The organism is Deinococcus yavapaiensis KR-236 (assembly GCF_003217515.1).
GTDB classification, from domain to species: domain Bacteria; phylum Deinococcota; class Deinococci; order Deinococcales; family Deinococcaceae; genus Deinococcus_A; species Deinococcus_A yavapaiensis.
In genome coordinates this window covers 270,523-291,405 of sequence record NZ_QJSX01000005.1, presented here as the reverse complement: position 1 = coordinate 291,405, position 20,883 = coordinate 270,523, and the positions used below count along the sequence as shown (strand labels likewise).

The following is a 20,883-nucleotide window of genomic DNA, read 5'->3' as shown; positions in this document are numbered from 1 at the left end:
TTATTCTCCGAGCAGCGCGCGGGCCTTCTTGAGGTCCGCGAGGGCGGCGTCGACGGCTCCGTTAAACTTCGCGGCCGTCGGCTTGGTCTTCAGCAGGGCGCGCAGATTCTCGCGCAAAGTCTTCTCCAGCTTCAGCTCGAGGGTCTTGTCTTTCTTCGCCAGAGGGCTTTCGAGGTACTCGTAGTTTTCCAGGTACGCGTCGATGATGGCTTCCTCGGCGGCGTCGGCCATGCCGCCCGCGTAGTGGCCCTTGGCTTCGCCGAGAAGCTTCTCGATGGTCGCGAGGTACGAGGCGTTGCTTCCCTTGGCGGCCGTTTGGGTCCCGCTGATTTCGGCGAGTTCCTCTTTGGCTTGATCGACGGCCTTCTCGAGATCGGCGAGCGCGCCTTTGCGGGCGATGACGCTCGTGGCGGTGGCGATGGCCTCGGCGGTTTCCTCGCGCTGATGCTCGGGGTACGACTTCGCGTTCGCGTCGAACCACTTCTTGGCGCGGGCGACGTACGTCTGGGCGTCTTGGTACTCGGCGAGGTTGACGATTTTGCCGCTCGCGACGCCTTCCTCGTACTCATGCTCGGCGTTCTCGAGGATCTGCGCGATGACTTGGGCGGTGAATTTGGGGTCGCTGCGCGTCGCGCCGAGTGTGACGAGGGCGGCATCGACGTCGGCGTAAAACGCGTTCACGGCGCGCTGGAAGTCCGCGTAGGGCTTTTTGGCCGCCAAGGTCTTGTTGATGAGGTCGTAGTCGGCGACGAACTTCTTTTGCAGCGCGGGCGTGAGGTCCGCCTTGATGGCCGCGTAAAGTTCGTTGGCCGGATGCTTGGCGTGCTTGGCGGCCGTGGCGAGGTCGCCGTTCTTGTAACCGAGCAGGCTGGCGTCGTAGTGGCCGCGCATTTGCTCGAGGGTGACGGCGAACTTGACGGGCTGTTGGGGAGCGGCGAGCGCGGTCCCGGCGAGGGCGGCGCTCAGGAGGATGAGGGCAGGACGGGTAAACACCCGAAAAGTCTATGAAGTTACTCTTTGAATGTCAACCATTCCAGTCGGATTTGTAGAGTTGAACTGTGAAGGCCGCCAACGTCTCGCTCGACGCACGACTCGGCGTCGAATTGCCTCCGCGCCGAAGGCGCGAATGGGAGGCCGTTTACATATCGGCGTGGGGGCGATGAGGACGCGCCGGAAACGGAAACGCTCGCCTCCGCACACCAACGTCATCACGCGCTCGACCGAAGTCGAGCTGGGAAAGTTCCGCGAGGAAAAGCCACGTAAGACGCGCGGAGCAGGGGAGGGAGCGGTGAAGCGACGCGGTGAGGGGCCTCACCGCGTCGTCACGCCTGAAAGCTCGACGTCGAGTCGGACGATCGCGGATCGAGGCCGTAGCCGAGGCCACGCACCGTGCGAATCACGCCGCTCGCCCCGACCGCCTCGAGTTTGCGTCTCAAGTGCAGCACGTGCACGCTCACGAGATTCGGATGCACCTCTTCGAACGGCCACAGGGCCTGCATCAACTCGTCGAGGCGAAACACTCGTCCGGGCGCGGCGGCCAGCAACGCCAACAAGTCGAACTCCTTGTTGTTGAGCGTCAGCATCTCCGCGTCCCACCGCGCTTCGCGCGCGTCCACGTTCAAGACGAGCGGTCCGGCGCGCACGGTGATCGCGCCTTTGCGCCGAAGTTGAACGTGGACGCGCGCGAGAAGCTCGCGCGTCTCGACGGGCTTGGTGATATAGTCGTGCGCGCCGAGTCGAAGCAGGTGCACCTTATGATCGGTGTCGTCGTACGCGCTCAGCACGATGATCTTGATGTGCGCCTGCTCTTGATGCAGAGCGTCCGCGACGGTCGCGCCACTGCGGTCGGGCAAGCCGAGGTCGAGCAGCACGAGGTCGACGTGATGCGAGCGCGCGAAGGTCAGGCCGTCCTCGGCAGTCGAAGCGCCGATCACGTCATACCCTGCTTCGCGCAATGTGAACGTCAGGACGTCACGGACGTCCGGGTCATCCTCGATGATCAAAATGCATTTGGGCATGACGACTCCAAGAAATGAAGAGAGGACGCCGCCCGACGTGAGAGCGACGAAGCTTTCCATGGGCATGCTACGAGAGTGTCGAATCGTACAGTGACGCTTCCTTTACGAAACCTTTTATCTAACATTGATTCAGACTCAATTTTTATAAAGGATTGTTACAACTCCCCTCATGGAAGGGTGGAAGGTCGTTGAAGCCATGAAGTAGAAAAACGAATTTTGCGCCTGCTCGAAGAAAGCAAGCGACGAAGAGCACGAACCGTGCCTCGTCCACGTCGAAACTGTTCGCCTCGTGCTTCTCATGCGTGTGCTGGCTTCGACACAAAAGAAGTGAGAAGCGTACCCCCGCGCCACGTCCGTGGACTTCACGCTGTTCGCGCCGATCTTCCCGGTTCTGCCAAGGTGCGGTGAAGGAAACGAAGAAGCCACGAGCGATTTTCGTAACGACGAAGCCGGGCGACAGCTGCGTGAGGAAGCCGAGCGCCTCGCGGTCACGGTGCCCGCTTCCCTCTCTGAAACCAGCGACGCTCTCAAGCACGAACTGTCCGTGCCTTGGAACTGCAAAATGAAAAGCTGCGCGAGACCGTGCTGGGGCTTCAGGTCGCGCGATCAGTATGCTATGTTGCTCGACTTCGCGCCCATCGGGTACGTCACGCTCGACAAGCGTGGCGTTCTCGTCGACGCGAACCACAAGGCCAGCGCCTTGATGGGCATGGAGCGCTGGCGGCTGCTCGGGCGGCGCTTCTTGGAGTTCACGTCCACGTCCTCACGCTCGTCTTTCGCGCTGCTGCCGCCGCGCTTGCTGGCGAACGAGTCTCGGAAGCGCCACGACAGCCATACCGTCCCCGTGCGCTTGGAAGGGCGAGTGCACGCGTCCGGGCTGCTGCTGATCGCCTTGAGCGACATCAGCGTCGAGAAGGGCGCGCAAGAGAAGTTGCTGCGCCTCAACGAAACGCTGGAGCGACGCGTCGAGGAACGCGCCTTGAAGATCCGCGAGCTCAGCGAGGAACTGCGAACGGTCGTCCTCGCGGTCGCCGAGGACCTGATGACGGTACTCTGGCGGCCCGTCACGGCGTTCCTGGAGGTGCTGCAACGCGGCTCGCCCGGCCTCGACTCCACTCAAGTGACGCACTTCAACCACGTCTTCCGCTCCGTTTCCCGCATGGACGAACTCGCGCGGGCGCTCGCCGAGTACACCCTGGTGAGCTTCATGCGCGTCCGAATCGCTCCGCTCGACCTCAACCGCGTGCTCGACGAGGTCCGCAAGGACTTGAGGCCGCTCCTCGCGAATCGCTCGGTGTCCTTGACGAACGATGCCTTGCCGAACGTGCAAGGAGACAGCGCCGCCATGCAACTCGTGTTCTTCGAACTGCTCGAAAACGCCTTGAAGTTCACGAGCGCCCGCGAGGACGCGCGAATTCACGTCAGCGCCATGGAGACCGAGTCGGAAGTGATTTTGCGCTTCGAAGACAACGGCGCTGGCTTCAACAACCGCTACAAGGACAAGCTCTTCAAGGTCTTCAAACGCCTGCACTCCGAGTCCGCGTGCCAAGGCACCGGCATCGGTTTGGCGCTCGTGCGGCGCGTCTGCTTGCGTTTCGGCGGGCGCGTGGGCCGAAGGTCGAGTGGGCGCGGGCGCCACCTTCTTCGTCGCCTGGCCCAAGCAGCCCACCTTGCTGGAGTGACGGCGGTGCGGGCATTCAAGACGGGCCGCCGAGCGCCGCGTCGCGGGATCCACGGCGTGCCGAGAGGGCGAACGCCACACCGCGCTTCACTTCGGTACGATGCACGCATGTCCTTCGTCGCTTCGCACGTGATCGTCGTGACGGGCGTGATGGCCGCCGGGAAAAGCACGGTCGCCCAGCGTCTCGCCGAACGCCTCGAACGAAGCGTTCACCTGCGCGGCGACGTCTTCCGCCGCATGATCGTCCGGGGTCGCGCCGATCCCACGCCCGACGTTTCACGCGAAGCCGAAGAGCAACTCGCCTTGCGCTACCGCCTCGCCACGAACGTCGCCCGCGCCTACGTCGAAGCGAACTTCACGGTCGTCTACCAAGACGTCATCCTCGAGCAAGCCTTGCCGCTCGTCCTGTCGCTCCTGGACGGCCTGCGCGTCACCGTCGTCGTGCTCGACCCTTCCCCGGACGTCGTCGCGCGGCGTGAAGCGGCGCGCGGCAAGATCGGGTACGGCGACGGGTGGACGGTCGAGGCGCTCGTGGCGTCCCTGCACCGCACGCCGCGCGTCGGCATGTGGCTCGACACCTCGAACCTCACGCCCGACGAGACCGTGGACGTCATCTTGCAGCGAGCCGCTCGAGTCGGCGCCGCCGTTTCGACCGCATCCGAGGAGCCTCTTGCCTGACTTCGACGCGTCCCACCTGACCGCCCCGTTCGTGAAGCGCCTCGTGACCGCGCAGTTTCCCCGGTGGGCCGACTTGCCGATCACGCCCGCCGCGCCCCAAGGATGGGACAACCGAACCTTCCGCCTCGGCGAGCGCCTGTCCGTGCGCCTTCCGAGCGCCGCGGGGTACGTTCCGCAAGTCGAGAAGGAGCATCGCTGGCTGCCGTTCCTCGCGCGCCACCTTCCGCTGCCGATTCCCACGCCGATCGCGCTCGGGCGTCCCGGGGAAGGCTACCCTTTCGCGTGGTCCGTCTACGGCTGGCTCGACGGTTCGCCCGTCGGCGTGGCGAGACCCGCCGACTTGGCGTCGTTCGCTCGCGAACTCGCGGCGTTCCTGACCGCCTTGCAGCGCGTGGAGGCGACGAGCGGCCCGCCCGCCGGAGCGCACTCCTTCTTTCGAGGAGCGCCGCTCGCCACGTACGACGCCGAGACGCGCCGAGCCTGCGTCGCCCTCGACGGCGACATCGACGCGGCGCGCGCCCTCGGCGTGTGGGAAGCGGGCTTGAACGCCGCGTGGACGGGGCGGGACGTGTGGTTTCACGGAGACGTCGCCGTGAACAACCTGCTGGCGCGCGAAGGACGCCTCGTCGGCGTCCTCGACTTCGGGTGCTCCGGCGTCGGCGATCCCGCGTGCGACCTCGCCATCGCCTGGACGCTGTTCGAAGGAGAAAGCCGCGCGGTGTTCCGCCAAGCGCTCGGACTCGACGACGACACGTGGGTGCGCGGGCGGGCGTGGGCGCTGTGGAAGGCCCTCATCACCCTCGAAGCCTCCCGAAGCGGCGCGGGTGATGAGGAAACGAGGCGCGTGCTCGCCGAACTCCTCGCTTGACGGCCACGCCGACTTCGCTCGACGCCCGCCTGAAAGCCCGCCGACGCGCCTTGAAGTGCATGACGCGCGCCTGAGGTTTTGGCGGCGCCACCTTGAGCCAAGCGCCACCTACGCCTCCTCGCCGCCGTGTGAAGTGGAAGGACCGAAGGAGGCGCGCATGACCGACAAGACCGACCCGACGTTGAGCGAATTGCAAGAGCGAGGCGAAATCGTCATCTCGACCGAGCAGGACGCCAACTCGCCGTCCGACGAGCAAACCGAGACGCCGACGCAGAAGGCCGCGAAGCTCCAGCAGCAAGACGGCGGCATCGTCCCGGACGACGAGGACGGTTGACGACCGAACTCCGCGACGTCGGGCGCGACGCGCTCTGCCACCCGCTTCTCCCGACCGACGTGTAGGGAGCGACGCGGGCGCCCACGGTCGCACTGCCGAGGCTCCCGACTTGTCCGGGCGGTGTCTCGGCGCGTGTTACAGTCGAGCGGTCGGTTTCGTTCGCCGTCTGTTTTTTGCAAGTTCCTCGGAGGTTTCGTTGTCGAATCGTTCGTACGCCGTTTCACGGAGGCTTCTTTGAATCTTCCCGACTTTCCGGATCTCGGTGCCGAGCGGCTCGACGCGGTGCTGGCGCGGCACGGGCTGAGCGGCGCGCTCATCGTGCGGCGCGCGAACGTCGGCATCTTCAACGCCATCTTCGAAGTCGGCCAGGACTTGATTCTGCGCGTACCGCGTCAGCATCCGGCCTTCGTGGAGTCAGCCCACAAGGAATCGGTCGTGGTGCCGCTTGCTCGCGCGCTGGGAGTGCGTACGCCCGCCCTCGTCGCCTTCGACGACACCCTCGAACTCCTGGAGGTGCCGTACGGCCTGTACGAACGCGCGCCCGGCGGGCCGCTCGAACACCTGGGCCGCGCGCCCGCCGAGACGCCCGAGGCGTACCGTGAGGTCGGGCGGGATCTCGCGCGCTTTCACCGTGCCGAGCGAACCGCTTCGACGAGCGACTTGGCCATCGAGGAACTGCCGTCCGTGGACGCGTTGCCCGACGAACTCGCCGAACGCGGCTACGTCGGCGTTCAAGAAGCGCGCTGGCTGACGTCGTGGATTGCGCACTTGCGTGTCGTGGGCGCCACCGAGAAGACGAACGCGGTGCTGCGCCACGGCGACCTGCAAGCGACGAACGTTCTCGTGCGGCCGTCCGGGGAGTACGTAGTCCTGCTCGACTTCGGAGCGTGCGGATGGGGCGACGCGGCGGACGACTTCGCGGGCGTGCCCTTGTCGGCCGTGCCGTTCATGCTCGACGGGTACCGCGAGGAGGGCGCGGGGGCGCTCGGCGCGTCGATCGAAGCGCGCATCGTGGCTCGGCAACTGCACATCGCATTGTTTCTGGCACGCCGCGGACCGCAGCCCGACAAATCGTGGGCGGAACGGCCGCTCGGCATGCTGCTCGACCTCGTGCGTACCCTGGCGACGTCGAGCGATCCGCGTTGGCGCGAGACGTTGCCTTGACGCACGCGGCACCGAGCCGGGGGAGCTACGGCTGATCGGGTCATGCGATGCGGTGGAGAACGTCGAGCAACGCCGATAAAGTGACCCCCTGCGGGAAAGAGGTTCGCCCGAGGTGCGACGCGCCACCTCGGATCGAACTCGGAACGGTGGTAGGAACTGCTGTGATCCGCTTAGAGCTCCAGCACGCCGCGCGGCGCACCGATGGCGGTACCATTTCGCTGTTCGCGGCGGGTAAGGCGGCGCGGTGGAAGCGCTCGAGGGTCGGGTATCCTGAAAGGACGGGCTCGCGCCGTTCGCGCGCGTTGAGGCGACCCGCCACGCTGTCTCATGTGAGGAGAGGAAGGTAGAGCATGACGAGCAAACTGGAGCAACTTCGGGCGTTCACCGTCGTCGTGGCCGACACGGGCGACCTCACCGCGATCGAGAAGTTCCGACCGCGCGACTGCACCACGAACCCCTCGCTGATTCTCAAGGCGGCGCAGCAACCCGAATCGGCAGGCTTGGTCCGCGAGGTCATCGAGCGTGGCGCGCGCGACGGCGATTCCGTCGAGCGCATTCTCGACCGCCTCGCCGTGCGCTTCGGCACCGAGCTGACGAAGCTCGTGCCGGGCTACGTCAGCACCGAGGTGGACGCGCGCCTCTCGTTCGACACGCAGGCGATGGTCGACAAGGCGAGAAGCCTCATCGCATTGTACGAGGAGCACGGCGTGGGTCGTGACCGCGTGCTGATCAAGCTCGCGGCGACGTGGGAAGGCGTGCGTGCCGCCGAGGTGCTCGAAGGCGAGGGGATTCACTGCAACCTCACGCTGGTGTTCAGCCTGGAGCAGGCAGTGGCGGCCGCGCAGGCGGGCGCGTTCCTGATCTCGCCGTTCGTGGGGCGCATCACCGACTGGTACAAGAAGGCCGAGGGCAAGGACAGCTACCCCGTCGAAGAGGACCCGGGCGTGCAGAGCGTGCGGCGCATCTACGCGCACTTCAAGGAGCAGGGCTACCCGACGGTGGTGATGGGCGCGTCGTTCCGCACGGCCGCGCAAGTCGAGGCGCTCGCGGGCTGCGACCGCCTGACGGTGAGTCCCGCCCTGCTCGCCGAACTCGACGGAGATCAAGGCACGTTGGTGCGGCAACTCACGCCGAGCGACGCGGAGGGCGACAAGGAAGCGCCGCTCGGCGAGGCGGCGTTCCGCTGGTCCTTGATCGAGAATCAGATGGCGGGCGAGAAGCTCAACGAGGGCATCCGCGCCTTCCACCAGGATTACCTCAAACTCAAGCACACCGTCGAAGAGCACCTCGCCAAGGTCGGCACGAACGCCGTTCCCGCCGACTGACGGGCGTGACCCGAGCGGGGACCCACGAACGTTCGTGGGTCCCCGCCCGCGTTTTCGTGCGTGAATCTTGCAAACTTCACGTTCGCCCGCGTCCTGCTCGGCCTCGTCGTGTCCGTATCGTCGCGGGGCCACGACGGGTGAAGCTCTTCGTTCCAGCGCTGCTTGAGGCGGGCGGGACAGACTGAGTCATGACGATTCGGGTAACCCTGTTCGATGCCGAGGGCCGCGACCGCGACCTGAACCTCGCGGACATGAACGTGTCGCGCCTCGGCGAGTCGCACTTGTTGTGGATCGACGTGGAAGGCCGCGCCGAGGGCGAGGTGCGCGCGGTCGCCGAACGGCTGGGGTTGCCGCGCGAGGTGACGGAGGATCTGCTCGACGAGGTGGAGGAGCCGCACTTGCACTTGTACAGCGACTTTTTCACGTTGGACGTGCGAACGCTGGAGGAGCGTGGCGGCAAGTTGGAGAACGTGGAGATCGACTTCGTCGCGGGTCGTAACTTCGTTCTGACCGTCCATCCTTGCCCGGTGGCGTTTTTGCAAGCCTTCAGGGAGCAGCAGCGTGGCGACACCGACCTCGGGGCGTTGTCGTCATCGGCGTTTCTCGCGGCGTTGCTCGATTGGCTGCTCGGCGGGTACTACCGCACCATCGACACCATGGAAGCCGAGTTGGACCGTCTCGACACGGCGATCTTGGCGAAGGGCATGCCCGACGATGATTTGCTGACGAGAATCGTGAGGCATCGTCGCCGCGTGTCGGACGTGCGAACAGCGTTGGCGGCGCACCGCGAGGTGTTCGCGGCGCTCGCGCGGCCTGACTTCTGGTTCGGGCAGCAGGGCGCGGCGAGCGTGCACTTCGTGGCGCTCTTCTCGCGCTTCGAGCGCACGCTCTCGGCGGTGGAGGACGCGCGCTCGCTCGTGATCGGCACCTTCGATTTGTACATGGCGAGAAGCGCGGAGCGCACGAACGACATCGTTCGGGTTCTCACGATCGCGACGGTCCTGCTCGGCCTCGGAGCGTTCGTCTCGGGCCTCTTCGGGATGAACACGGGCGAGCCTTGGGAGAACATGGGCGTGCGCGGCTTTTATCGAGTGCTGGGCCTCATTCTCGTGCTCGCCGCGCTCGTGCTCGTCTTCGCGCGGCGGCGTCGTTGGTGGTGAAGGGGCGCGGTCAAGTGAGGGCCAGGCGCTTGTAGTACAAGCGGGTGCCGGTCAGGCCGCCGTGAGGTTTGAGGGCGTAGTCGGGAAGTTCTCCGGCGAACGTGTAGCCGAGGCGTTCGTACAACCGTGAAGCGCCGCCGTCCGAGGCGGTGTCGAGGATCAAGAGGGTGCGGCCGCGTTCGGCGGCGAGGGTTTCGGCTCGTCGCAGCAAGGCGGTGGCGGCGCCGCGGCCTCGAGCGTCGGGCCGCGTCATCATCTTGGCGATCTCGGCGCGGTGCGGTTGGTTGACGGGCGTGTCGAGCAGCACGCTGACGGTGCCGAGCAGTCGAGGGCCGCTCCACGCGCCGAGCACGAGACGTTCGCCGCGTTGCGCGGCTTCGAGCGCCTTGTTCCAAAAGGTGAGGGCGTCGTCGAGCGTCACGGGATGCATGAAGCCCACGGAGCCGCCCGCCGCGACCGTCTCGATGAGGATCTCGGCGAGTTGGGCGCTCACGCTTCGCGAGGGGGCGAGCAGGTCGACGCGCAGGTCGGGCAGAGTGTCGGTCATGTGCAAACCTCCGGAGGGTGTCATCCGCGCGCGAGGACGACGACGTAGGTGCAAGGCGCGTCCGTGTCATTGGCGAGGGTGACGTCGGTGGGCGAGCCGAATCCGAGACAGTCGCCGGGGCCGAGTTCGTTGCGCGTGCCGCCTTCGGTCACGACGAGGCGACCTTCGCGCACCCACACGACTTGTCGGATGTGCGCGTACGACGCGGCGGGCAAGGTGACGTGCTTGCGGGGCGGCAACTCGATCGCGGCGAGTTCGAGGGGATGGTCGGGCCGCGCGAAGACCTGCCGGCGGACGTAGCCCGTGTCGGGGTCGCGCCAAGAAGGCTGGTCGGCGGCGCGCACGAGGCGACCGCCGTCGCCCTCGGCGCGCAGCAGCAGGCCCGCGAGCGTGAGGTCGAAAGCGGACGCGAGCTTCACGAGGACGACGGCGGTCGGGCTCATCTCCTCGCGTTCGATTTTGCTGACCGTGGCCTTCGAGACGCCCGACCGAGCGGCGAGGTCGGCTTGCGACCATCCGCGCGCCTCGCGTTCGACGCGCAGGCGCCGAGCGATGAGCGAACTCGTTTCGTCTCGTATGGTGGTCATTTGACTACAATAAGAGCCAAACTCGAAGGTGTCAAGAAGCGGCGCCCACCTCGGGGCCGAGTAGACTGCGCCCATGTTTCTCGGCGTCGACCTCGGTACGAGCAGCGTGAAGGCGGTGTTGTACGACGAAGCGGGCCGTCTCGTGCGCGACGCGTCCGCCGCCTACGCAGTCGCGTCTCCGCGTCCCGGCTGGGCCGAGACGGACCCCGAGGCGTGGTGGTCGGCGACCGTGAGCGCCGTTCGCACCGCCGCCGAAGACGGACTTCGCGTGAAAGCGCTCGGGTTGTCCGGGCAGATGCACGGCGTCGTCCTGACGAACCTCGACGGCTCGCCCGCGCGTCCCGCCGTGCTTTGGGCGGACGGGCGGGCGACGCGGCAACTTGCCGCGTACGAAGCCGTGCCGCCCACGCTCCTCGCGCGGCTTCGCAATCCTGTCACGACCGGCATGGCCGGGCCGACCCTGCTTTGGCTGCGCGACCACGAGCCGGGCGTCTACGAGGGCGCCTCCCTCGCCTTGCAACCCAAGGACTGGCTTCGCCTGCGTCTGACGGGCAAAGCGCACGCCGAACCGTCGGACGCCTCGGGCACGCTTCTGTACGACTTGGAGCGCGACGCTTGGCACGACGACCTCGTCGCGGTCCTCGGCTTGCGCCGCGACCTTCTGCCGCCCCTCGTTGCTTCCGGCGAGCGTGTCGGTGAGCTCTCGACGAGCGCCGCGCGCGCCCTCGGCCTCTCCGAAGGCGTTCAAGTCGTGGCGGGCGCGGCGGACACGGCGGCGGCCTTGCTCGGCACGGGTTTGACGGCGAGCCAAGTACAACTCACCGTCGGGACGGGCGCCCAACTCGTCGTACGCTCTGCCACCTTGCCGACCGCGCGGCGCGGCGTGCACGTCTTTCGCGGCGCCGACGCGGGCTTTTACGTCTTGGGAGCCGTGCAGAACGCCGGTCTCGCCCTGGAGTGGGCGCGGCGCGCTCTCCGAGCCGAGTGGCGCGAGTTCTACGCGCTCGCGCGAAGCGCCGACTTCGGCTCGGGCGGCGTGATCTTCTTGCCGTACCTCACCGGAGACCGAACGCCGCACCTCGATCCGCACGCGCGAGGCGGCTGGATCGGCGCGGGATTGCAGCATGACGCTTCGCACCTCGCGCGCGCGGCCTTCGAAGGCGTCGCTTTCTCCATCCGCCAAGCCTTGGGCGCGCTCGCACCCGCCGAGACCCACCTCGTGCGCCTCGCGGGCGGCGGCTCCGTTCATCCGTGGTGGCGCCAACTGCTCGCGGACGTCTTGGAACGCCCCTTGGAAGTCGTGGACATTCCGGACGCCTCGGCCCTGGGCGCGTCGTTGCTGGCGCGCGGCGCCGAGGCGCCCCTCGCGAAGGTCGAAGGCATCGTGGAACCGCGAGGCGAGCTTCGCCTCGCGGACGCCGTGGAACGCTTCGAGGCGGCCTACGAGCACCTCGAGGGCTGGTTCGGCCCGCGGCTCGGCGCGTAAACGCGCGCCCCCAGTGGAAGGGGGCGCACGGTCACCGCACGGTTCGGTATTCGGAGTTCGCCGGAGTGCCCGCGAGGAGGGGCAAGGTCACGCGGCGCGTTTCGCCTGGCGCGAGCGTCACCTTGCCGAAGGCGGCGAGGGTGTCGCGGTTGTTGGCGCGGCCGAAGGCCAGCACCGTCCTCGTTCCCGCAATCTTCCCGGTGTTCGACACGGTGACGTTCAAGACGCCCTTATCGACCGTGGGCGTCGACTCCGTGAAGGTCGTGTAGCTCAAGCCGAAGCCGAGGCTGTACATCGCTCCCGACCGTGCGGCGCCGCTCGGCCACGTGAACGGCAGGCGCCCGCTCGGATTGGTGTTGCCGTACAAAACGTCCGCGATGGCGCGTCCACCTTCGCTGCCGGGCAGGTACGCCATGACGAGCCCCGAGAGCTTCGTTCGCACGTCGTCGGGCAACACGACGGGACGTCCCGACAAGAGGACCGCCACGACCTTCTTTCCGCTGCGAACGGCGCTTCGCAGCAAGTCCACGTCCGAGCTCGGCAAGCCGAGGGTGGGATTGTCCGCGTCGCCTTCCGCGTGGGGCGGCTCGCCGACGACCACCACGATGACGTCCGCGTTCGGCGCGCTCGGCACGTCGTTCGAGAACGCGAGGGCAGCGCCTTTGGGAAGGGTCGCCTTCATGCCGTCGAGGACCGTCACGCTCGGCGTGTCCTCGTTGGCGGGCATTCCTTGCCAGCCGATCGTCCACCCGCCGAGTTGCGATCTCGGATCTCGGGCGCGCTCGCCGACGATCAGGACGCGCCGACCGCTTCGGCCGAGCGGCAAGACGCCGTCGTTGGCGAGCAAGGTGATGGACGCGCGGGCGGCCTTCGCGGCGAGGTCGCGCCCCGCGCCCACGGCCGCAGCGGCGCCGCTCGCGTCGACGTACGGTCGCTCGAACAAGCCGAGGCGAAACTTCATCGCGAGAACGCGTCCCGCCGCCTCGTCGATTCTCGCCTGAGGCACGTCCCCGCTCTTGACGAGGTCGAGCACGAGGCTCGTGAAGCCCTCGGCGTCGTGCGGCACCATCGAGACGTCCACGCCCGCCGTAAGCGCCATCTTCACCGCGTCGCGGTACGACGCGGCGACCTTGTGGACGGTCTGGAGTTTCTTGACGTCTTCCCAGTCCGAGATCGTGACGCCCGTGAAGCCGAGGTCCTGCCGCAGGAGCTTCGTGAGCAGGGCCGCCGAGGCATGCGCGGGCACGCCGTTCACCGAGCCGCTGTTCACCATGACGCTCAGCGCGCCCGCCTTCAAGCCCGCCTCGAAGGGCGGAAGGTGCGACGAGCGCAAGTCGGCGTCGGCGATGATCGCGTCCGCGCGGTCTTTGCCGCCTTGAGGCGCGCCGTATCCCACGAAGTGCTTGAGGGTCGTCGCGACGTTCTGGGGGCCGAAGTCGCCTTGCTGGCCGCGCACGCTCGCCGCGACCATCGCCGCAGCGAGCTCGGGAAGATCGCCCCACGTTTCGTAGAAGCGCCCCCAGCGCGGGTCGACGCCGAGGTCCGCGTCGGGCGCGAAGTTCCACGTGACGCCCGTCGCCCGCAAGGCGTTGGCCGTGACCACGCCGATGCTTTCCACGAGAGACGGGTCGAACGTGGCCGCGAGGCCCAGGTTGTGCGGAAAGATCGGGGCGCCCACGACGTTGTTGTGGCCGTGCACGGCGTCCGCGCCGTACAAGATCGGAATTCCCAAGCGTGAGTGTTCGAGGGCGAAGCGTTGCAGGGTGTTCGTCATCTCCGCCCACGCGCTCGGCGTGTTGGGAATCGGCGCGACGCCCCCGCCGCTCAACAGCGACCCGACGTGCTGATCGGCGAGCACGCGCTTCATCCACTCGGGATTGAGCGGTCCGCGGTCCCACTCGTCGCGGCCCATGAGGCGCGCCGTGTCGATCTGCGTCATCTGCCCGACCTTCTCCTGGAGCGTCATGCGCGACAGGAGGTCTTGCACGCGTCGCTCGACGGGCAAGGTCGCGTCTCGGTACGGCAGCGTCGATTGTGCCGCCGCGGCGGGGGAGAGCAGGGCGAGGGTGATGAAAGCTCGGCGCATCATCAGTCGCTCGCCAGCAAGGCGTCGCCTTTGGAACGGCCCGTCAGCAAGGCTTGATACCAGAGCGCGGAATTCTTCAGGACGCGGCTTTGGTTGCCGTAGTCGGTGTACACCAACCCGAAGCGGCGCGAGTACCCGAAGGCCCACTCGAAGTTGTCCATGAGGCTCCACGCGAAGTATCCGCGGACGTTCGCGCCGAAGCGAACGGCGTCCCGAACGGCTTCGAGGTGTTCTTGAAAGTACTTCACGCGCTCCGTGTCGTGCACGCGCCCGCCTTCGAGTTCGTCCTCGTACGCGGCGCCGTTCTCGGTGACGAACATCGCCTTGGGGGCGTAGTCGCGTTGAACGCGCACGAGCAGGTCCGTGAGACCGCGCGGATACACTTCCCAGTTCATGTGCGTGTAGCTCGACTCGCTGGGACGCACTTGTCCGTTCGCCGAGTCGACGGAGCGGCTGTAGTAGTTGACGCCGAGGAAGTCGATGGCGCTGGAGATGACGTCGAAGTCGCCGCTTTCGACGCTCGGCATGTCGTCTCCGTACGCCTCGACGATGTCTTGCGGATACGCGCCTTTGAAGATGGGATCGAGAAACCAGCGGTTGAAGGTGCCGTCCGAGCGCCGCGCCGCCGCGACGTCGGCGGCGTCGTTCGAGGCGGGGTAGGCGGGGTTGAGGTTGAGGACGATGCCGACCTCGGCGGTCTTCGTGAGGCTTCGCAGCACCCGCGTCGCCTCGCCGTGCCCCAGCAGCAGGTGGTGCGCGGCCGCCAAGGCGAGCTTGCGGTCGCGCAGGCCCGGCGCGTGCTCGCCGATTTGGTACGACAAGATGGAGCTGCACCACGGCTCGTTGAGCGTCGCGTAACTGCGGACGCGGTCGCCGAGCCGCTCGGCGACGAGGCGCGCGTACTCGGCGAAGCGCGAGGCCACGTCGCGGTTCGCCCACCCGCCCTCGTCCTGCAGCGCTTGCGGCAAGTCCCAGTGGTACAGCGTCGCGTACGGCGCGAGGCCGCGCTCCAGCATCCCGTCGACGAGGCGCTCGTAGAAGTCGAGGCCTTTCTCGTTGGCGGGTCCTTTGCCGCTGGGCTGAATGCGCGGCCACGCGATGGAGAAGCGGTAGGCGTCGGTGCCGAGCGAGCGGATGAGGTCGAGGTCTTCGGGCCAGCGATGGTAGTGATCGCAGGCGACGTCGCCCGACGAACCGTCGGAGATGCGTCCGGGTTCACGGCAGAAGGTGTCCCAGATGGAGGGGCCGCGTCCGTCCTCGTGCGTGGCGCCCTCGATTTGGTAAGAGGAGGTCGCGACGCCGAACACGAAGCCGGGAGGAAAGTCGGTTCGAGAGATGGTCATAAAGTCCTCGTGGTGGGTTCAGGGAAGGCGTTTGTAGGCGAGCCGCGTGAGCGAGCGGGGCGGCAAGTCGAGCGTGACGCCGAGCTTGAGGCGAATGAAATCGTCTTCGTGCGCGACGGTCGCCTCCGTGAACGTCTTCGCGCCGATGAGAGCGAATCCCTCCATCGCCGTCGTCAAGGAGGTCGACGTCGTGGCGGTGTTCGTGACGAGCACCGTGCGAAGGTTCGCGTTCTCGGCGGCGTGCGCCCACACGGCGGAATCGCTGGACGTGACGGGCAGCGCGCTTCCGTGGAAGTGCTTCAGTTGTTGAAACGCGTACAAGGTGGGTCTCGGAATGGTGGAGAGGTCGACGAGGCCGTGGTTACCCGCCGCGATGATCGCGAAGTAGCTCGTGACGTCCACGCCCGCCTCGGCGAGCCGCAAGGTCGCCTCGGCCGTCCACAGAGCCGCGACTTGATCGGCGAGGTGCCGGGCGCGGTTGGACTTCCATGACAGCGAGTACTCGGTGACTCCCAGCCGAATCGTGCGGCCGATCCCGAGCGGGTTGCGCTCGGGATCGGCCCACAAGGCGCGAATGCTGGCGACGTGCGCCGTGACGTCCGCCGCGCTTTGCAACGCGGCCTCGTCGCTCGCCGTGCCGTCGGTGGGGTATTCATGCCACGTCAGGAGGTCCACGACGTCGCCGCAAGCCTTCACGAAGCGAGCGAGGTAGTCCTGCGCGGGTCCGCTGCCTTTCGAAGCGGCGGGACCGGCGAACTTCGCGTTCGGATCGACCTTCGCGATGGCGTCACGCTGAGCGCGAAACGTCGAGCAGTACTGCTCGGGCGTCCACGAGGGATCGCCGCGGTTCGTCGCGTAGAGATCGGGCTCGTTGCCGATCTCCCAGTACGTGACATTCAACCCGACGCTCTTCGCGTCTCGAGCGGCCTGGGCGGCATCTTGGGGTTTGTTGCGGGCGTCCGACCGCGTGGCGAACACGCGTGTTTGCACGATCGCCGCGGGTTTGGACTGCGTCAAGTCGAGGCTGGACTTGAAGTACTGCAGCCCGCTCGCGTTGAGGTCGGCTTCGTCTCCGACGTTGCCGCCGGGAAAGCGCAGCGACGTCGGGGCGACCGAGCGAACGGCCTGCAGCGCGTCCACGATCGGCATTTGCCAGCTGACGTTGAACCCGCCGATGGCCGTCGGCGAGATCGGGATGGAGGGGCCGGAGATCGTGAGGCGCACGGGTTCGGCGAGGACGGTCGTGCCGAGGCAGAAGGTGAGAAGGAGCGCGCGCTTCACCGTTCAGCCTTTCAACGATCCGGAGGTGAGGCCTTCGATGAGTTGCCGCGACGCGAACACGAAGATCACGAGGAGCGGCAGCACGGTGAGCGCCACGCCGACCATCAAGGCGCCCCAGTCGGTGTTGGCGACCGCCTGCAGCGAGCGAAGCAGCAGGGGAGCGGTGTACGTCTCGGGCGAGCGGAAGATGATGAGCGGCCCGACGAAGGAGTTCCACGAGTTGATGAAGGTGATGAGGCCGAGCGTGCCGAGCGCGGGACCGCACAGCGGCAAGATGATGCGGCGGTAGATTCCGAATTCGGTGGCGCCGTCGATGCGGCCCGCCTCCATCAGCTCTTTGGGGATGGCGCTTCCGATGTACTGGCGCATCAAGAAGATGCCGAAGGCGCCCGCCATGCCCGGCACCCAGAGGGCGCGCGGCGTGTCGATCCAGCCGAGGGCCTGCATGATGAGGGCGTACGGCACGATGTTGAGCGCCGTCGGAATCAAGAGGGTGGCGAGGACGATGCCGAACAGGAACTCGCGACCTTTGAAGTTGTACATCGCGAAGGCGTACCCGGCGAGCGAGCAGAAGAACAGCGTCGTGGCGGTCGAGATGAAGGCGAGATAAAACGAGTTCCACAAGCTACGCCAAAAGGGAACGCGCTCCAACAAGCTTTGGTAGTTCTTCGCGGTGTCGTCGCCGAACCACACCGGAGGCGGCAACTGGAAGATCTCGGAGCGGTCGTGCGTGGCGAACACGAACATGAAGTAGAACGGAGCGATCGTCAGGATCGCGCCGAGGGCGAGCAGCAGATACGCCGCGCCGCGCGACAGGGGCTTCACGGCGCCCCGTCGACGAGGCTTCGGGCGAACTTCAGGGGAAACGACGGCCACGTTACTCCCTCCCGGCGAGGCCGCTGCGGCCGAACACCTGGTTGTTGACGAAGGTGAGCACGGCGATCACGACGAACAGAAGCCAGCCCATGGCGGCGGCGAGCCCCGCGTCGGCGTAGCTTTGGTACGTGCGAAGCATGTACATCACGGCGGTGGTGCCGATTTGCCCGGGACCGCCGCCTCCGTTCGTGAGGATGAACGGCTCTTCGAACAGTTGCAGATTCCCGATGAGGGTGAGGGTGATCGCGAGGAACATCATGGGGCGCAACAGCGGCAAGGTGATGAAGCGGAATTGCTGCGCGCGCGTCGCGCCGTCGACGGCCGCCGCCTCGTAGAGGTCTTTGGGGATGGACTGAAGGCCCGCGAGGTACAGCACGACGTTCCAGCCCGTGAAGCGCCACACGACGACGAGCGCGATGGCAGGTTGGATGAAGGCCTTTTCGCCGAGCCAATTGATCCGCTCGGCGGGAAACAGGCCTCCGATGAGCGGCAGCGAGTGCAGCGCTTGAATCAAGCCGTTGATGGCGCCGTACTGCCACGAGAACAGCGTGAAGAACGTCACCGAGATCGCCACGACCGAGGTGATGTACGGCACGAAGTACACGGCGGTGAGAGGACCTTGCAGCTTGCGCAGCCCCATGTGGATGGCGAAGGCGAGCGGAATGGCGATGAGGTGCTGCGGCACGCCCGACATCACGGCGAGCGAGAAGGTGTGACGCAGCGCGTCCCAGAAGGCGGGATCGGTGAGGTTGTCGGTGTAGTTGCGCAGGCCCACGAACTTCATCGTGCCGAGGCCCGCCGAGGGCTGCCATTCCTGAAAGGACAGATACGCGAGGAAGAGGATCGGGAAGAGGCCAAACGCGAGAAACAAGATGAAGAAGGGGCTGATGAAGATGTACGGCGCGTACCGCCGCTGGAAGTTGTTCCAGCGCGTGCCGATGGACGGTCGTTCACGTGGGATGGTGGCGCGAGCTTGCACGGTGACTCCTAGCGGTGGCCAAACGCCCGCCCGGGCGGAGGTCCCGGGCGGGCGCGGCGAAGATCAGCGGGCGCGCCGCGCGATGAGGGTGTTCGCTTCCGTCAGGGCTTGCTGGCACGTCTTGGAGCCGTCGAGGACGGAGCCGAGTTGCGTCAGCCAGATTTCGCTCGCGATCGGGTCGAGGCGGTTGACGTCGAGCGGCTTGATGCGGTTGGCGGCCGTGCGCCACAGCGTGCGGGCCTTTTGGTTGGAGAGGTACGCGACGCCTTCGTTGAACAGCGGCGCGTCTTGGGCGGCGCGCAAGGCGGGGAAGGCGCCCGTCGTCTTGAACGCGAGGATCTGCTGGTCCTTGTCGGTCGTGAGGTACTTGATGAGCTCCCACGCTTCGGCCTTGTTCTTGCTCTGCGTGGGAATGGCGTAGAACGAGCCGCCCCACGACGCGAACGCGCCGCTCGGCAGTTGCTGTACGTTCCACTTGCCCGAGAAGTCCTTCGCGAGCCAGTTTTGCATGTGGCCGGTGAGCCACGCGCCGCTGAACTCGGTGGCCAGGTTGCCCTTTTGGAAGGCGGTCGTCCACTCGGGCGAGAAGGCGCCGCCCGCACGAGCGTCGAGCTTGGCGTCACGTACGCGCTTGGCGAGCGTGCAGGCGTTCATGAAGCGCGGATTGTCGGCGCTCACGAGCACTTTGTTGCTCGCGTCGAAGTACAGGCCTTGTCCGGCCGGGATGTTCGTGCGGATGTAGATCTCGGAGACTTCCGTGGCGTCGGGGATGAGGAACGAGCCGGGGTTGGCGGCGACGATCTTCTTGCCGTTTTCGATGTAGGCGTCCCAGCTCTTGTTGAGGTCGCCGGGCTTCAGGCCCGCCTTGGCGAGAAAGTCGCTGCGGTAGTACATCGTGCCGGGGCCGATGTCGGTCGGCATGGCGACGAGCTTGCCCGAGAACGTCGCTTGCGGGAAGGTGTACGAAACGAAGCGGCTCTTGTACGACAAGCCGTTGTAGGGCGCCTTGGCGAGATCCTCGAGGCCGCCGCCCTCCGCGAAGCGCGCGACGTAACCGAAGTCGACGGCGACGACGTCGTTGGCGCCCGAGCCGGTCGCGAGGGCCGTCGTGAGGGCGTTGTGGTGGTCGGCGTACTGCAGCACGACGAGCTTGACGTCGATGTTCGGGAACTTCTTCTGAAAGCCCGGCAATGCGGCCTTCACGACCGAGTCGAGGTCGGGAAACACTCCGACGGTGATGGTCTTCTTCGCTTGGGCTCCGGCGACGGTGGCGATCAGGGCGAGCGTGAGGGCGGTCAAGGTCTTTTTCATGGGATTCCTCCGGGGAGAGAAGGTGGATGGGGTGGGTGGATGGCTTTTGAAAGCGCTTTCAAATATCAGTCGATCCTCCTATGGAAGAAAAAGTGAAACCGTGGGAAGCGAAGTCGGAGCGTCAGGAGCGCCGACGCGTGGTGGATTCGCGGACGACGAGTTGCACGTCGAGGGGAGGCAAGGCGGCCTCTTCGCCGTTGAGAAGGCGTAGCACGCATTCGGCGGAGGCGAGTCCGATGTCGTAGGTAGGTTGAGCGACCGTGGTGAGGGGCGGCGTCGTGAACGACGAACTGGGAAGATCGTCGAAACCGACGATCGAGACGTCCTCGGGAACGCGCAGTCCCTTGCGAAACAGCGCCAAGCGCGCGCCGTACGCCATCTGGTCGTTGGCGACGAAGATGGCACTGAAGGTTCTCAGGCCCTCCACGAGGCGCGTCGCTGCCAGAAACCCCGACGCTTCCATGAAGTCGCCTTCGCGCACCAAATCAGGATCGAATTCGACGCGGGCGTCGGCGAGCGCCGCTTTGTAACCTGCAAGGCGGTCTTGCGCGTCTCGGTGCGACGGCACGCCCATGATGTGCGCGATCGCTCGGTGCCCGAGTTCGACGAGATGTTGCGTAGCGAGGTAGGCGCCTTTGAAGTTGTCGAGCCGCAGGCACTGGCTTTCGAGGTCGGGCACCGAACGTCCGAGCGCCACGAGGGGGACCTTGGCGGCGACTTCCCGAAGCTTCTCGTCGGGAAGGACGCCCCCGAGCACGATCAGGGCGTCCACCTTTCTCGCGAGCAGAAGATCCACGGCTTCGAGCTCCTCTTGCGCTTGCCAGTGGCCGCTCGTGAAGATCGGGTGGTAGCCGCTTCCCGAGAGACCTTGCTCGATGCCGCGCAAGGTGTCGCCGTAGAAAGGGCTGGAGATGTCTTGCGTCAGGACGCCGACGCTCATGGTGCGCCCACTCGCAAGGCTACGGGCAAGCACGTTGGGACGGTAGTTGAGGCGCGCCAAAACGCGCTCGACCGCCTCTTTCTTTTCGTCACGGACATTCGCCGTGCCGTTGAGGATGCGAGAAACCGTGCTGGCGGATACGCCAGCTTCACGCGCCACTCGCGCGAGCGTCACAGACTTTTCCATACGTGCTCCAGGGCAGCGTACACCTTCTTGAAA

Annotated in this window: 19 protein-coding genes; 7 read left to right on the top strand and 12 right to left on the bottom strand. The window is 66.4% G+C overall.

All coding sequences use genetic code 11. The features are described from left to right. The 3 genes from DES52_RS08710 to DES52_RS22525 form a co-directional block, all read right to left on the bottom strand. On the bottom strand, nucleotides 1–993 hold the full coding sequence (locus DES52_RS08710) for a hypothetical protein (protein ID WP_110886392.1): 993 nt from the start codon (nucleotides 991–993) through the stop codon (nucleotides 1–3). 329 nt (nucleotides 994–1,322) lie between these two features. Next, on the bottom strand, nucleotides 1,323–2,018 hold the full coding sequence (locus tag DES52_RS08705; RefSeq protein WP_110886439.1) for a response regulator transcription factor: 696 nt from the start codon (nucleotides 2,016–2,018) through the stop codon (nucleotides 1,323–1,325). 142 nt (nucleotides 2,019–2,160) lie between these two features. Then, nucleotides 2,161–2,553 carry a hypothetical protein gene (locus tag DES52_RS22525; RefSeq protein WP_146237223.1) on the bottom strand — a complete coding sequence of 131 codons (393 nt, stop codon included), beginning with the start codon at nucleotides 2,551–2,553 and terminating at the stop codon, nucleotides 2,161–2,163. A gap of 27 nt (nucleotides 2,554–2,580) precedes the next feature. Between DES52_RS22525 and DES52_RS08700 the strand changes: the two genes are divergently transcribed. The 6 genes from DES52_RS08700 to DES52_RS08680 all read left to right on the top strand — a co-directional run bounded on the left by DES52_RS08700 (nucleotide 2,581) and on the right by DES52_RS08680 (nucleotide 9,228). Beyond that, on the top strand, nucleotides 2,581–4,377 hold the full coding sequence (locus DES52_RS08700) for an ATP-binding protein (protein WP_146237222.1): 1,797 nt from the start codon (nucleotides 2,581–2,583) through the stop codon (nucleotides 4,375–4,377). Beyond that, nucleotides 4,370–5,245 (top strand): aminoglycoside phosphotransferase family protein, encoded by an 876-nt coding sequence (locus DES52_RS08695; RefSeq protein WP_110886390.1) that lies wholly within the window; start codon nucleotides 4,370–4,372, stop codon nucleotides 5,243–5,245. Before DES52_RS08700 ends, DES52_RS08695 begins: the two co-directional genes overlap by 8 nt. A gap of 157 nt (nucleotides 5,246–5,402) precedes the next feature. Further along, nucleotides 5,403–5,579 carry a hypothetical protein gene (locus tag DES52_RS22880; RefSeq protein WP_170130957.1) on the top strand — a complete coding sequence of 59 codons (177 nt, stop codon included), beginning with the start codon at nucleotides 5,403–5,405 and terminating at the stop codon, nucleotides 5,577–5,579. A gap of 234 nt (nucleotides 5,580–5,813) precedes the next feature. Continuing rightward, the gene (locus tag DES52_RS08690) at nucleotides 5,814–6,743 is read left to right on the top strand and encodes a phosphotransferase family protein (protein ID WP_170130956.1); all 930 of its coding nucleotides are present in this window, start codon (nucleotides 5,814–5,816) and stop codon (nucleotides 6,741–6,743) included. A gap of 350 nt (nucleotides 6,744–7,093) precedes the next feature. Next, entirely contained in the window at nucleotides 7,094–8,068 is a 975-nt protein-coding gene (gene tal / locus DES52_RS08685; protein ID WP_110886388.1) for a transaldolase, read from the top strand. A 188-nt stretch (nucleotides 8,069–8,256) separates the two neighbouring features. Further along, on the top strand, nucleotides 8,257–9,228 hold the full coding sequence (locus DES52_RS08680) for a magnesium transporter CorA family protein (protein WP_110886387.1): 972 nt from the start codon (nucleotides 8,257–8,259) through the stop codon (nucleotides 9,226–9,228). Between the two features lie 10 nt (nucleotides 9,229–9,238). On the opposite strand, the gene DES52_RS08675 is transcribed toward DES52_RS08680, so the two are convergent. Both DES52_RS08675 and DES52_RS08670 read right to left on the bottom strand, forming a co-directional pair. Further along, nucleotides 9,239–9,775 carry a GNAT family N-acetyltransferase gene (locus DES52_RS08675; RefSeq protein WP_110886386.1) on the bottom strand — a complete coding sequence of 179 codons (537 nt, stop codon included), beginning with the start codon at nucleotides 9,773–9,775 and terminating at the stop codon, nucleotides 9,239–9,241. Between the two features lie 20 nt (nucleotides 9,776–9,795). Further along, a complete protein-coding gene (locus tag DES52_RS08670; protein WP_110886385.1) occupies nucleotides 9,796–10,362 on the bottom strand; it encodes a helix-turn-helix domain-containing protein in 567 nt (188 codons plus the stop codon). 73 nt (nucleotides 10,363–10,435) lie between these two features. On the opposite strand from DES52_RS08670, the gene xylB reads away from it, so the two are divergent. After that, nucleotides 10,436–11,848: a xylulokinase gene (gene xylB / locus DES52_RS08665; protein ID WP_110886384.1), complete on the top strand. Its 1,413-nt coding sequence runs from the start codon at nucleotides 10,436–10,438 to the stop codon at nucleotides 11,846–11,848. A 31-nt stretch (nucleotides 11,849–11,879) separates the two neighbouring features. On the opposite strand, the gene DES52_RS08660 is transcribed toward xylB, so the two are convergent. The 7 genes from DES52_RS08660 to DES52_RS08630 form a co-directional block, all read right to left on the bottom strand. Further along, the gene (locus DES52_RS08660) at nucleotides 11,880–13,937 is read right to left on the bottom strand and encodes a glycoside hydrolase family 3 protein (RefSeq protein WP_245900837.1); all 2,058 of its coding nucleotides are present in this window, start codon (nucleotides 13,935–13,937) and stop codon (nucleotides 11,880–11,882) included. Next, nucleotides 13,937–15,277, bottom strand: a complete 1,341-nt coding sequence (locus tag DES52_RS08655; RefSeq protein WP_110886383.1) for a GH1 family beta-glucosidase — start codon at nucleotides 15,275–15,277, stop codon at nucleotides 13,937–13,939. Before DES52_RS08655 ends, DES52_RS08660 begins: the two co-directional genes overlap by 1 nt. Nucleotides 15,278–15,295: 18 nt before the next feature. Next, nucleotides 15,296–16,558, bottom strand: a complete 1,263-nt coding sequence (locus DES52_RS08650; protein WP_245900835.1) for a GH39 family glycosyl hydrolase — start codon at nucleotides 16,556–16,558, stop codon at nucleotides 15,296–15,298. 3 nt (nucleotides 16,559–16,561) lie between these two features. Beyond that, nucleotides 16,562–17,434, bottom strand: coding sequence for a carbohydrate ABC transporter permease (locus DES52_RS08645; RefSeq protein WP_110886382.1), 873 nt, complete (start codon nucleotides 17,432–17,434; stop codon nucleotides 16,562–16,564). A 1-nt stretch (nucleotide 17,435) separates the two neighbouring features. Then, on the bottom strand, nucleotides 17,436–18,413 hold the full coding sequence (locus DES52_RS08640; protein ID WP_110886381.1) for a carbohydrate ABC transporter permease: 978 nt from the start codon (nucleotides 18,411–18,413) through the stop codon (nucleotides 17,436–17,438). A gap of 63 nt (nucleotides 18,414–18,476) precedes the next feature. Then, on the bottom strand, nucleotides 18,477–19,724 hold the full coding sequence (locus DES52_RS08635) for an ABC transporter substrate-binding protein (protein WP_110886380.1): 1,248 nt from the start codon (nucleotides 19,722–19,724) through the stop codon (nucleotides 18,477–18,479). 121 nt (nucleotides 19,725–19,845) lie between these two features. Then, the gene (locus DES52_RS08630) at nucleotides 19,846–20,850 is read right to left on the bottom strand and encodes a LacI family DNA-binding transcriptional regulator (RefSeq protein ID WP_110886379.1); all 1,005 of its coding nucleotides are present in this window, start codon (nucleotides 20,848–20,850) and stop codon (nucleotides 19,846–19,848) included. Nucleotides 20,851–20,883 lie beyond the last annotated feature (33 nt).

Coding starts and splice junctions, on each gene's coding strand:
- DES52_RS08705 (WP_110886439.1), bottom strand. CDS start 2,018: ATGCCCAAATGCATTTTGATCATCGAGGATGACCCGGACGTCCGTGAC.
- DES52_RS08700 (WP_146237222.1), top strand. CDS start 2,581: ATGAAAAGCTGCGCGAGACCGTGCTGGGGCTTCAGGTCGCGCGATCAG.
- DES52_RS22880 (WP_170130957.1), top strand. CDS start 5,403: ATGACCGACAAGACCGACCCGACGTTGAGCGAATTGCAAGAGCGAGGC.
- tal (WP_110886388.1), top strand. CDS start 7,094: ATGACGAGCAAACTGGAGCAACTTCGGGCGTTCACCGTCGTCGTGGCC.
- DES52_RS08680 (WP_110886387.1), top strand. CDS start 8,257: ATGACGATTCGGGTAACCCTGTTCGATGCCGAGGGCCGCGACCGCGAC.
- DES52_RS08675 (WP_110886386.1), bottom strand. CDS start 9,775: ATGACCGACACTCTGCCCGACCTGCGCGTCGACCTGCTCGCCCCCTCG.
- DES52_RS08670 (WP_110886385.1), bottom strand. CDS start 10,362: ATGACCACCATACGAGACGAAACGAGTTCGCTCATCGCTCGGCGCCTG.
- xylB (WP_110886384.1), top strand. CDS start 10,436: ATGTTTCTCGGCGTCGACCTCGGTACGAGCAGCGTGAAGGCGGTGTTG.
- DES52_RS08660 (WP_245900837.1), bottom strand. CDS start 13,937: ATGATGCGCCGAGCTTTCATCACCCTCGCCCTGCTCTCCCCCGCCGCG.
- DES52_RS08655 (WP_110886383.1), bottom strand. CDS start 15,277: ATGACCATCTCTCGAACCGACTTTCCTCCCGGCTTCGTGTTCGGCGTC.
- DES52_RS08635 (WP_110886380.1), bottom strand. CDS start 19,724: ATGAAAAAGACCTTGACCGCCCTCACGCTCGCCCTGATCGCCACCGTC.
- DES52_RS08630 (WP_110886379.1), bottom strand. CDS start 20,850: ATGGAAAAGTCTGTGACGCTCGCGCGAGTGGCGCGTGAAGCTGGCGTA.